This is a genomic window from Roseofilum halophilum BLCC-M91, from assembly GCF_030068445.1.
Lineage (GTDB): Bacteria > Cyanobacteriota > Cyanobacteriia > Cyanobacteriales > Desertifilaceae > Roseofilum > Roseofilum halophilum.
In genome coordinates this window covers 89,185-101,651 of sequence record NZ_JAQPOK010000088.1, presented here as the reverse complement: position 1 = coordinate 101,651, position 12,467 = coordinate 89,185, and the positions used below count along the sequence as shown (strand labels likewise).

The window sequence follows — 12,467 nt, the reverse complement described above, 5'->3', positions numbered from 1 at the left end:
GGTCTTTCCTATCCCTCACTTATCTTTGGGGTTCCCACGATTAATTTCCTTGATTAATCGTGCTTGTCTTGCTCTCTTTCCTCTCTCTCTTGACCCTGATTTCTTATTTTCCTCTGCCTAGAGTGACAAAAGAGGGGTATGACTCAATTACTCGAAGAGGCGTTCCCGAAGGTATCGCGCAGCGAATCGCCCAACTGAAGCAATTACCCGCAGATCAGCAGGATGCGTTCCCGAAGGTATCGCGGAGCGAATCGCCGCTCGTCTGCTGGCTGAGATCTAAGACGAACTGAACTGGACAGCACGATTTGAAGCCACTACAGACGAGCAGTGGGAGGCGATCGCCCAGAGCGTCAGGAAAGAAATCGCAGCAGGTGAAACAACACCTCTTGATGAAGTTTGCCAAAATCCATCTATTTATTCGGCTCGTGTCAGTTTAAATTACCGAGTCCTTGGATGAGTTATAGAGAGTTTTCCAAGAGTGACAGAAGAGGGGTAAGACTGGAGTGGGAGTGGGAGCGTCTCGCTCCCTAATTCCCCCATTCCCCCATTCCCCCATTCCCTAATTCCCCATTCCCTAATTCCCTAATTCCCCCATTCCCTAATTCCCTCATTCCCTCATTCCCTCATTCCCCATTCCCTAATTCCCTAATTCCCTCATTCCCCATTCCCTCATTCCCCCACTACAGATCGCTGGATGTGTCAATCTCAGCGATCCCAAATTTGCCTGACCCAACTGGGGTCGCGGTAATTAATGCGGGCCATGGGTTCGAGGGCAGAGAGGATGGTTTGACCATAACTGCGGTGGAGGACACGGGTATCTAATAGGGCTACAACTCCTGGACGGACTGGGGCGATCGCCCGTTTCAGGTTTTGAATGGCTGTGGGCAGTAGATATTCCCGAAACCAGTCTAAGTGCCGCCGCTTATAATAGGCAACTCGTCCAGCTACCAGGGGATGTTCTAAAGAAGGAATGGGTAAAGCCACAACAATCAGTAAACTGGGAGTCGGAAGGATACCTTGATGCGATCGCCAAAAGTCCCATCCACACACTAAAATCCCATGGCTTTCCAATGTCGTTTTTTCCACTTGCACTTTGGAGCCAAATTCACCCGCTAAGGTAGCAGCAATTTGCCCTTTGAGAGGCACATCCGCAACTAAAATAACAGTTAAATCGCCTTGATGTCCCCGGACGCTGAGTAGACTTTGAATTTCCGGCAAAACCTGGATTTGAAATTGGGGAGTATTGGGGAGAGGAAGGCGATCGGGTAAATAGAGATGGATCAACTCTTGGTCTCTCGAAGCATTAAATTCAATACAAGTAATATCGTCGAGTCCCATTTGGCGGCAATAACGGGTGGCATTGGCCTGTCGATCCAGGGTTTCCCCAATTAAAACCACTGGTTGATCGGCCCAGAGAGGAGCAAGGATAGGAGCAATATCGACGGGGCCAGACCAGAGGGTAAATTGCCCTGTAGAACGATGAATATCAGCCCACCTGAGATCGTCGGAGGGGGAGGGAGAGAGGGGGAAGTGTTGCCAGGGAGAGGGTAGGATAATTTGTTGTTCGTCAAAGTAATGAAACAATTGGGCGATCGCCTGTTCATCCTCCTCGGTGAGTAAACAGCATTCGTAGGGGTTGGGAGGATGTTGGAAAATCGATTTGGTGAGCTTAACTTGGGTATCGCGAATCGAGTCTCGGTGTTGGGGACAGGCTAACATTAACTCAGTCCAGTCCTTGGGGGTTAAGCATTGATTGACCTGATGTCCCGTCCAGTCCTCTAAATCATCTACACCATCGATCAGGGTGGGAATTCCCAGGGGAAAACGCTGTCCTCGGTTTTCTGGATGCAGGCGATCGCCTAAAAATTGCTCTGGAGTCGTCAATACGATACCAGAAAACTCCCCATTCGGCCAGCGATCGGCCACCACTACCGACTTCACCCAACTGAGCGCTAACGTCTCCTGTAATTGAGGAATTTCCACCATCCGTAACTGCTGCAAAACCTCTTGGGGCCCCACCCAAATGGCTGGCCCCGGCCACATCAACAAGGGAACCAAATAACTCACCCGATAGGGTTGTCCTTGATAAAGGGGGCGACCGGTTTGAATTAAAGCACTCCGTCCCAAACGCATGGCTCGGGCCACCAACCTGGCCATCGTTAACTGATGGGGCCAGGAAGGAGACGCTCCCAAGCGCAGAAATGCTCGCAGTTGCTGATGGACTTCAACCTCAATCACAGGTTTATCTTTCGGACGAAAGTCCGACATGAAAGTGTCTAACTGTTATCAGGCCAGGCTGACTGACCACTACCTTGTCTTATTGTGACCTATCCAAAATTAAGGGGATCGATATCTAGGTGTAAACTGACTCTAGCAGAACAGAGCGATCGCAATTCCCCTAAAGATGGCAGATCGATCTCTGCTCCGGGAGGAAACTTGAGCAATATCTGCCACCGATAGGCATCGGAGACTCGCATCACCCGCGCGGGTGCAGGGCCTAAAACCTGATAACTTCCTGCCCTCGATTCTAAAACCTCAGCGACCCGATCGGCAGCCGTTTGCACCTCCATCAAATCTAAGCCACTGAAGCGAAACAGCACCAAGGAACTGTAGGGCGGATAATGGTAGGCTTCTCGCTCCTGTAATTCCTGCTCCATAAAGGTGGCATAAGCATTCTGCTGAACGGCTTGAATGGCGCGATGGTCGGGGGAATAGGTTTGAATAATCACTTGGCCGGGGTCATCTCCACGACCGGCACGACCAGCCACTTGGGTCAAAATTTGCACCGCTTCTTCCCCAGCGCGATAGTCTCCCTGGTGCAATAAGCCATCAGCCGCTACCACTCCTACTAGGGTGACTCCGGGAATGTCTAATCCTTTGGTTAACATCTGGGTTCCCACGAGTAAATCGGCTTCTCCCTGCACAAACCGGGTGAGTAGGGTGCGGTGGGCGTTTTTGGTGCGGGTGGTATCGCTGTCAAAGCGAATGACACGCAACTCTGGGAAGAGTTTGGCGAGTTCTTGGGTTACCCGTTGGGTTCCTGTGCCAAAGTGCTTGAGATAGGGGGATTGACATTCGGGACAGTGGGAGGGTTGGAGCTGGGAAAAGTTGCAGTAATGACAGCGCAACCGCTCGGTGGCTCCTTCGTGGGTGTAGTGGTAGGAGAGGGAGACATCGCAATGGGGACATTCGAGGACATGGCCGCAACTGCGACAGGAGACAAAGGTACTATGGCCGCGACGGGGGATGAAGAGGATGCCTTGTTGCTGGAGATCGCCTAAACGCCTTAAATGATCCTGTAGACTGCGGCTAAAAATTGACCGATTTCCCTGTTTGAGTTCTCGACGTAAGTCAACAATGGCAATGGGAGGGAGGGGCCGGTTTTCGACTCGTTCCGGTAAACTTAGCCGGGTGGAGGTTTTCTCCAAGCCACTACTAAACCAGGTTTCCATGGATGGGGTGGCGCTACCGAGAATGAGGGGGCAATTTTCCAATTGGGCCCGCCATTGGGCCACTTGGCGAGCGTGGTAGGTGGGGGCAGGTTGGCTTTGTTTGAAGCTGGTGTCGTGTTCTTCGTCCAGGATAATTAAGCCCAGATGGGGCAAGGGAGCAAAAACGGCGGATCGGGTTCCGATGACGATTTGGGGGGTTCCCTGGAGCATCTGCCGCCAGGTATCGTACCGTTCGCCATCGGATAGGGCACTGTGGTAAACGCGGATTTTCGCCCCAAATCTTGCCCGGAAGCGATCGGTCAGTTGGGGGGTGAGGCCAATTTCGGGCACGAGGACGAGGATGGATTGCCCTTGTTCTAGAATGGGGGCGATCGCCTGAAGATAGACTTCTGTTTTTCCCGATCCAGTGATGCCATGGAGCAAAAAGGGATGATACCCCGAACGCCCCTGAATGGCTTGTAGCGCTTCCGTTTGCGCGGGGGTGAGGGGTTTGGGGGTATCGCGATCGGGCATGGGGTGACGATCGGTGCGTAACTGTTCCTGCTCTTCTATTACCACCCACTGCTTTTGCTCTAAGGTCTTGATTAACCCCGAAGAGGTTTGGGCCTGTTGTAGCAGTTCAGTCATTAACACTTCCCCTCCCTGACGGCCCAGAACTCTTAAAATTTCCTGTTGTCGGGGCGTTAATTCTTCCGGTTCCGGTACAGTAAACTTAACTAGGGTTACCACCTGTTGACGCTTGGGACGAGGCGGTTTTGGCGGTTCTAGATAGCTTTCTACCCATTGACGTTTTAACAAATCTTGCAGTCCGCGCTGGGCCTGACGGACTTGTTTTTTCAGATAGCGCCAAGAATAATCCCCAGTTTTGCTGCTGGTGAGGACATTTAGCAGTTGTTGCGCGGGGGGATTCAGAAAGACTTGTGCTGCGGTTGGGATCGAGTTGGTTAAGCGGATGCGACGTTGGGATTTTCCCAAGAGTCCTGGAGGTAGGGCCATGCGAATCACTCGCATTAAGGGAGTATGGTAATAAGTGGCCACTTGGTTTAGAAGTTGCCAATAACTGGGGGGGAAAAAACCCGCACTGATGACCTCTTGTACTGATTTAATCCGCTCTGGGGGTAAGTCTGCTGGCGGTTCCGACAACAGACGAATGGCGATCGCCCCTAACTGCTGACGACCAAAGGGGACGCTGAGAATATCTCCCGGTTGCACCTGCAAGTTCTGGCTCAGGGCATAAGTATACAGCTTTTGATCCTCGACTTCTTGGCGATCGTAATCCACCAAAACCTCCACCCAGCGCGGCTTGGCAGGGGATGGCGACTCCCGATAAAACGGACTCTTTGAGGCGGCCACTCGGAAACTCGTAACCGATGTTTGCAAGCGATCGAGTTTGCTGATCATAAGCTTTAGATGGCTAACTGGGTCTAATTCTATCAAAAATATTATAATTTCTCCTCATTTAGCTCAGAGTGTATCGTATACCACAGAAACTTGAGAAAATAACACACAACAATAACTTTTGTATCGTTGACTCATCCATAGATTGCAAACTTTCGATTCTACGATTACACTAAGGGCAACCATCAGTAGTTCATTGAAAATTGCCTTGACTTCAGATTAAAAGCCCTGCTCTAAATGACCGCTCCTCACCCCAAAGATCCGTAATCCTTTGAAGTGAAACTCATTTTGTCATTTCCTATGTTGAACCGACTAGATAATCACGGATTGATCGATCGGAAAGACGATAATCCTCCCGTAAAATCAGAGGCAAAAGCTTCTGTTGTAACTGCCTTATCATCGTCAGAGTCTAAAGAGACATCAAACTCCTGGTCGAATGGAGATTGGGTAGAATCAATTTCTTGGCTCAATGAGGATACCGTCGGTCTATTCCTAAAAGAAATGGCACGTTATCCGCTCCTGAGTGCAGAAGAAGAAGTCATATTATCTCGACAAGTTCAAGAAGGAGTAGAACTACAAAAAATACAAGAAAAGTTGCTGGCAAAAACCGGTAATAACCCTACTCTTAAGGAGGTGTCTTCTGCCAGTGGACTATCGGAATCAGAAGTTAGCACGAAGCTGAAAAAAAGCCAAATTGCCAAGCAGAAAATAGTGCGCTCTAATCTGAGATTAGTGGTGTCAATTGCCAAACGATATGTGAATCGAGGAGTCCCCTTTCTGGATCTGATTCAAGAAGGGGCATTGGGATTAAATCGAGCCGCAGAAAAGTTTGATCCCGAAAAAGGTTATAAGTTTTCCACCTATGCCTACTGGTGGATTCGTCAGGGGATCACGCGCACGTTGGCTAACCATGGACGGACGGTGAGATTGCCGATCCATGTGGTAGAAAAACTGAATAAAATGCGGGTTATGCAACAGCAACTGCGGCAAAAACTCGAACGCAACCCCAGCGAAGCAGAATTGGCTGAAGCATTGGAAATTTCGATTACTCAATTGCGATATTTACATCAGGTGCGTCGGCGATCGCTCTCCCTCAATCATCGATTTGGAGAAGAACAAGATACAGAATTACTGGATTTACTTGAAGATCAAGGAACCCAATCTCCAGAAGCTCAGATTAGCGAAACCATGATGCGTCAGGAAATTCTATCGGTTCTCAGCGATGTGCTGACAGAACGAGAAAAAGATATTATTTCCTTAAGGTATGGCTTAAGCAACGGAAAACCCTATACCCTAGAAGAGGTCAGCCATTTGTTTAACCTCTCCCGCGAACGAGTGCGGCAAATTCAGACCAAAGCCATGCGGAAATTGCGCCGTCCTCAAGTGGCTCAACGGTTGAAAGCGTGGCTGCGTTAAACCCAAAAATCGGCATTCTATGCAACTATGACCCTTGATGCAGGCGATCGCCCCCAACTCCAAATTAGACCCGCAACCCGCGATGATGTCCCCATTTTGTTCGATCTCATTGGCGCTTTAGCTGAATACGAACAATTGTCCCATCAAGTGGTCGGGAGCGCTGCCGATCTGGAAAAAGACCTGTGCGATCGACATTATGTAGAAGCCTTAATTGCCGAATGGGAGGGAAAACCGGTGGGTTTTGCCCTCTTTTTCCATAACTATTCCACCTTTCGCACCCAACCGGGACTCTATCTCGAAGACCTATTTGTGCGGCCTGAATATCGCCGTCAGGGGATTGGGTCTGCCCTGCTGAAAAATTTGGCAAAAATTGCTCTAGAGCGGGGTTGTGGGCGCTTTGAGTGGGCGGTATTAGACTGGAATGAACCGGCGATCGCCTTCTACCAACGTATGGGCGCTGATGTGCTTCCCGACTGGCGAATTTGTCGCGTCACCGACTTACACCACTTCGCGCAGTAATGAGCGATCGGACATTGCTGTAGGGGCGGGTTTGAAACCCGCCCCTACTAGGTTTGAAACCCGCCCCTACTAGATTTGAAACCCGCCCCTACGATAGACTAGGTTTGAAACCCGCCCCTACGATAGACTAGATTTCTTACACTTAGGAGTATATGCCCTATGACTATTTGGGTGAATGAACAAGTCGATCCCTCTGGCATGATCTACGCTTGCATTGCCTGTTCCGATCATAAGCAAGCTCAGGACTGCCACGACTCCTTTAACAACAACCTCACCGAAGACCAAAAACAAGCCGGATGGACAGCTCGAATGCGTACCGTTGACTCTTGGGAAGAAGTCCCCGCAAGTGCCTTGAAATTGAATTAAACCCCTTTTATCGTGAATTCGATTAACAATGAGTTGTAGGGGTGGGTTTCAAACCCGCCCCTACGAAATTAATGTTTATTAACCTTACTGACTTTCAACTGTTGGAGTTGAGAGGTGTCGCCTTGCAAGACGACTCCGCGATTATTGGCAGCGAGATGTCGGACAATTTTGTAAACTGACTCAATCTCTTCTGGTGCATGGGCAGCAGCCGCTAATTCTGGCAAAGATAAGGGCTGATTACTCTCGGCTAAAGCCTTCATCACTTGATTTTGCAACTGGAGAATACTGGCGGCGGCTTTTTTACCTGCTTCTACCCCCGGTTGGTGATAGGCATTGATATTCACCAAAGTGGCATAAAATCCGACCGCCCGCTCATAGAGGGCAATTAATGCACCCACAGTACGGGGGGTGACTTCGGGAATGGTGAGGGTAATGGAATCTCGATTATTGTCGTATAAGGCTTGGCGGGTTCCTTGCAAGAGTCCAGAGAGATAGTCGCCGCAGGTAACTCCCGGTTCGACTTCAGGAGAAGGTCGTTCGCGGTCTTTCAGGACTTCAATGAAGGTGACAAAGAAATTGGGTACACCTTCGCGCAATTGTTGCACATAGGCATGTTGGTCAGTGGAGCCTTTGTTTCCATAAACCGCAATACCTTGATAGACCGTATTGCCGTCTAAATCCTTTTCTTTGCCCAAGGATTCCATCACCAATTGTTGTAGATAGCGGCTAAAGAGCAACAAACTATCTTTGTAAGGCAGAATGACCATATCTTTTTCCCCTTTGCCATTTCCCGCGAAGTACCAGGCAAGGGCAAGGAGGGCGGCGGGATTTTGTTTGAGGGAGGGAATACGGGTGGCTTCATCCATTTCTTTAGCCCCCGCTAACATTCGATCGATGTCGATGCCTTGTAGAGCAGCAGGGACTAAGCCGACGGCGGAGAGTTCGGAGGTGCGTCCCCCTACCCAGTCATGCATGGGGAAGGTGGCTAACCAGTTTTCCGATTCTGCCTGCTTTTCTAGTTTACTGCCATGGCCGGTAATGGCGACAAAATGAGGGCCAGGGGTGAGGTTCGCGGCTTCATAGGCGGCTTTGGCTTCGATCATGCCGTTGCGGGTTTCGGGCGTGCCTCCAGATTTGGAGATGATAATCACTAGGGTGGTGTTGAGTTTATCTTTGAGTTGCCCCAGGGTGCGATCGATACCGGCGGGATCAGTGTTGTCAATGAAGTGAATGTTGAGTTGGGGAGAGGAGGAGGCTAAGGCTTGGGCGACGAATTCAGGCCCCAGGGCCGATCCCCCAATACCGATGGAGAGAATATCGGTAAATTTGGGGGCGTTGGGGGGTTTGATGGCTCCGGAGTGGATATCTTGGGCGAAGCGATGGATGGCTTCTAGGGTTTCGTTGATTTCGGCTTTCAGTTGGGGGTTAGGGGCGATATGGGCGTTGCGTAACCAATAGTGACCCACCATCCGTCCTTCATCTGGGTTGGAGATCGCCCCCGCTTCGAGTTTGGCCATTTCTGCAAAGGCTTGGTCAAACTTGGGTTTCATTTCTGCGACTTGGCGATCGTCAAACCTCATTCGACTAATATCGAGATAAAATCCCAGGCCGTCGTGGGTGTACAGCCAGTCTTGATAACGTTGCCAGAGGGTTGCTGCATCCATAACCAGTCTTCTCCAAAGGGTTGAGGCATTTTCGGCGATCGCCGATTGAAACAAGGTAATGAGAGGTTGCTTGAGACTCTCCCCTAGACACCATACCCTTTAGATCTTCGGTTTGGGTAGAATCCGGAGAAATTTAACAATTTGCCCCATGACGGCGATCGCAATCAGGTATTCTTCAATCGTAAAATGATAGAACATCTTTTCCCGGCCGAGTCGATGTAGCTGCGGCAGATCTTCTAGCCGTTTCAGGCTTAGAAACTCAGTAAATACCAAGTGATAAATTTTTTCATAGCATCTCTTCTCTCTTTTCTGTAACTTTTGTAGGTCTTGGAGAAAGCTACGGTGATAGAGCAGTTGATATTGGGTAGACGATGCCGTGGATGAGTTCGCCACAGTCATAGGATTTTCACCTCTGGCAGTAATCAATCATCGATGATGCTGCAAAAACCCTATAGCTTCTTCACGAGTCATAAAATCACCAGGTTTAATGGTATCCATGGTTGCGTGAATCATGCCCAGCACATAAGCATCTGCACACAAGGGAGCTAAGAATGTCCACACCTGATGTAAGTATTCCTCTGGAAGCTGATCGACGAGATCGTGGATCTCTTGTCGTTTTTTTTGCATAAACCCTGGTTGTAAGTGCGTTTCATGTCAGCGATCGCTGAAACAGCCAGAAAGCCCCTACTCTTATATTTCCTTATCTATTCTAACGCCTAGGGCGGCCCAATTTCATTTAAATTGCGAATCACAGGTGTAGGGACATTTGAGGGAGCAGAATTGGAGGAATTAAAGATAGCATTGAGCGCTTTATCGAGGCTATCAGCCATGATAATTTGATTTTCATAGGCAACAATCACCCGTACTAGGGTTGGCAAGCTATTTTGCTCGGCTTCTAAATAGAGGGGTTCGACGTAAAGTAAGGATTTTTCGATAGGAATAACGAGTAGGTTGCCTTGAATCGCTTTTGAACCCTGCCGATTCCATAGGGAGATTTGCCGGGAAATTTCTGGGTCTTGATTGATCAGAGCATCAATTTGTTCTGGCCCATAAATTAGCTGTTGCTTGGAAAATTGATACAGTAAAAGTTTACCATAATTTTCACCATCGGAACGACCCGCTAACCAAGCAATTAGGTTATTGCGACTGGCGGGGGTAAAGGGATGGAGCAAGATAAATTCTTCTCGGTTTTCTGCGGGTAATTTAATAATTAGATAATAGGGTTCTACGGTTTGGGGTTGACCGCCATAAATTTCGAGGGGAACGCGCCATTGATCTTCCCGGTTGTAAAATACTTGAGGATCGCGCATGTGATAGGTGAGCAGTTGATTGGATTGGATAGTAAAAAGATCTACAGGATAGCGAATATGTACCCTGAGAGATTGGGGCATTTCTTCTAAAGAACGGAACAGGTTAGGAAAGATTTTGGCGAAGGTCTGAATCATCGGATCGGCATCATCGCTGATAAAAAAATAGACCTTGCCATTGTAGGCATCAACGACAACTTTTACGGAGTTACGAATATAGTTAAAAGGCAGCTCTCCAGGATCGGAATAGGGGTAGCGATCGCTGGTCGTATAGGCATCAATAATCCAGTACAAATAGTTCTCTTGATTGGTGCTGGGGATGCCGCTTAAATTAGTATTAGCAACGACTAAATAGGGGTCTCGATCGAATCTAAGAAAGGGGGCGATCGCCTTGACGCGATCGACGATATTGCGGCGAAATAAAACTTTAGTTTCTGGGGTAAAGGACTGGGTTAAAAGCATTTCCCAGTCGTTGAGGTATTTGGCAAACAACCATCGTCTCCAGGGACTGGCGATCGAGACTCCTCCTGTGCCATCATAAAAATTATATTGGTTGGCATCTCCCTGGGGATAATCTAATTCTGGTTCCGTGGAAGGAGTCATAATATAAGTATTGGTCAATTCCCCGTAATAAATTCTCGGTTGACCAATGGGAATACTATCTCGAATTCGAGCTTCAGAAATCCAAACGGGAGTAGTTTGGCCTTCTGGACTTTCTGCACCAATATCTTTCACATAGTATTCTGGTAAGCCATCGGGGGCAACCGTATTCACGGGGGACATGGTAAACCCATACCCATGGGTATAAACCAAATGTTCATTCACCCAAGTTTTAGCCTCTTCAGGAACCCCTTCATAGTCTAATTCCCTGGGAGCTAAAATCACCTGTTGTTTTTCTGCTCCTTGATAATTTCGCTTGCGGAACGTATAGCGCTCAATATCGGCATCGAGAAATTTATAATATAGGCGAATTTGTTGCAATTGCCGGTTTGTTTGCAATAGGGGACGAGTATCCCAAAGGCGAATATTATCAATGGTTAGCCTGTTGTTGAGTAAATCTTCTGGGGTTAATTGTCCTTCGGGATTAAAGGGGGAAACTTCGATTTTGTCTAAATCAAAAGCAGAACGAGTATATTCTATGCTGTGCTGGATAAATGGTGTTTCTCGTCCCAGTTCATTGGGTTCAACAAGTAATCTTTGGCTCAGAGCTGGTAGGCCATAATTGCTCACTCCAGCAATTCCTAAATAGAGAATCATCACGACAATCATTTGTCGCCAAATATCCCGTTTTTTTGCCCAATAAATCGAGCGGCCTAAGAGAAAAAATCCATAGGCGGCTGCCAGAATTGACAGCACTTCAATCATGGGTTTTTGGGTATAGATATCGGTAAAGCTGGCTCCATAAATGACTCCTGTAGAAGAATAGAGGAGTTCATAGCGGGAGAGGGCATAGCTATAGGCGACGCTAAACATGACTGCGGCACTAATCACTTGTAGATGGCGGCGCTGTTTAGAGGAAAAACCGGGAAAACTGCCGAGGGCTAAACTTCTACCGGATAATAAATAGATAATGGTAACGGCAAATAGGGAAAAAACACAGAGGATAACGAGCCAAAATTCGAGGAGATGGAGAACGGGTAAGGTGAAGATGTAGAAGCTAATGTCTTGATCGAAAAGGGGATCGATTTGGTTAAAGGGAGTGGGGTTAAAACTGGCGAGAATTTTGGCCCAATGGCTGGATAAAATTACGCCTAAACCGGTGCTGAGGAGGATGGCGATCGCCAGCAGGATTCTTTGGGGAATGCATACTAAGAGAATGGGAAACCCAATGATAAACAGGGCTTTGACCCCAGAGTAGGGGAGATCTAAGAAGGTGCGAAGGGCTGATTCGGGGCGAAATCGAGGCGGGAGTTCGGGGGTGAGGCGGGCAATGTTAAAATCGGTATGCCAATATTGCAGGATGACTTCTGCATATTGAATCACAATTAATCCTAAGACGAGGCTTAAGAGTCCTACTGATAGGAGTAGCCATCCCAGGGGAACGCTTTTGGCATATTTGGGATAAGCGTCCTGATCTTCTGGGGGGTTGGGATGTTTGAGCTGGTTGGCAACCCAGAGATTGCCGCACAGATAAAGGCTGCTGATTCCAAAAACAATAGCGCCGACGATGAGTTGGGTGGTTACCCGCAGGGCAAATTCAGCGCGATAACCGACTTCGGTAAACCAGAGTCCTTCGGCGATCAGGTTGGTGGTGATCTCGAAAATGAGCCATCCTGCTAACAGGATGACTAATATCCAACCGATTTTTGGCGATCGTACCCATTGCATGTTGATATGAACCGATT

General features: G+C 48.5%; 9 protein-coding genes. 3 read left to right on the top strand and 6 right to left on the bottom strand.

Annotated features, from left to right (window positions below):
• Positions 1 to 705 precede the first annotated feature (705 nt).
• Both PJF56_RS11945 and priA read right to left on the bottom strand, forming a co-directional pair.
• Positions 706 to 2,268: an ATP-dependent DNA helicase gene (locus tag PJF56_RS11945; RefSeq protein WP_283762902.1), complete on the bottom strand. Its 1,563-nt coding sequence runs from the start codon at positions 2,266 to 2,268 to the stop codon at positions 706 to 708.
• Between the two features lie 59 nt (positions 2,269 to 2,327).
• The gene (priA, locus tag PJF56_RS11940) at positions 2,328 to 4,853 is read right to left on the bottom strand and encodes a primosomal protein N' (RefSeq protein ID WP_283762901.1); all 2,526 of its coding nucleotides are present in this window, start codon (positions 4,851 to 4,853) and stop codon (positions 2,328 to 2,330) included.
• 297 nt (positions 4,854 to 5,150) lie between these two features.
• On the opposite strand from priA, the gene PJF56_RS11935 reads away from it, so the two are divergent.
• From PJF56_RS11935 to PJF56_RS11925, 3 genes are all read left to right on the top strand, one after another.
• A complete protein-coding gene (locus tag PJF56_RS11935) occupies positions 5,151 to 6,266 on the top strand; it encodes an RNA polymerase sigma factor, RpoD/SigA family (RefSeq protein ID WP_283762900.1) in 1,116 nt (371 codons plus the stop codon).
• A gap of 27 nt (positions 6,267 to 6,293) precedes the next feature.
• On the top strand, positions 6,294 to 6,785 hold the full coding sequence (locus PJF56_RS11930; protein WP_283762899.1) for a GNAT family N-acetyltransferase: 492 nt from the start codon (positions 6,294 to 6,296) through the stop codon (positions 6,783 to 6,785).
• A 159-nt stretch (positions 6,786 to 6,944) separates the two neighbouring features.
• A complete protein-coding gene (locus tag PJF56_RS11925) occupies positions 6,945 to 7,151 on the top strand; it encodes a glycogen debranching protein (protein ID WP_283762898.1) in 207 nt (68 codons plus the stop codon).
• 68 nt (positions 7,152 to 7,219) lie between these two features.
• Here PJF56_RS11925 and PJF56_RS11920 read toward each other — a convergent pair whose 3' ends face one another.
• The 4 genes from PJF56_RS11920 to PJF56_RS11905 all read right to left on the bottom strand — a co-directional run bounded on the left by PJF56_RS11920 (position 7,220) and on the right by PJF56_RS11905 (position 12,450).
• Positions 7,220 to 8,815, bottom strand: a complete 1,596-nt coding sequence (locus PJF56_RS11920) for a glucose-6-phosphate isomerase (protein ID WP_283762897.1) — start codon at positions 8,813 to 8,815, stop codon at positions 7,220 to 7,222.
• Between the two features lie 99 nt (positions 8,816 to 8,914).
• On the bottom strand, positions 8,915 to 9,214 hold the full coding sequence (locus PJF56_RS11915) for a hypothetical protein (protein WP_283762896.1): 300 nt from the start codon (positions 9,212 to 9,214) through the stop codon (positions 8,915 to 8,917).
• A gap of 27 nt (positions 9,215 to 9,241) precedes the next feature.
• Positions 9,242 to 9,442 carry a hypothetical protein gene (locus PJF56_RS11910; RefSeq protein WP_283762895.1) on the bottom strand — a complete coding sequence of 67 codons (201 nt, stop codon included), beginning with the start codon at positions 9,440 to 9,442 and terminating at the stop codon, positions 9,242 to 9,244.
• An 89-nt stretch (positions 9,443 to 9,531) separates the two neighbouring features.
• Positions 9,532 to 12,450: a UPF0182 family protein gene (locus tag PJF56_RS11905; protein ID WP_283762894.1), complete on the bottom strand. Its 2,919-nt coding sequence runs from the start codon at positions 12,448 to 12,450 to the stop codon at positions 9,532 to 9,534.
• Between the last annotated feature and the right edge of the window lie 17 nt (positions 12,451 to 12,467).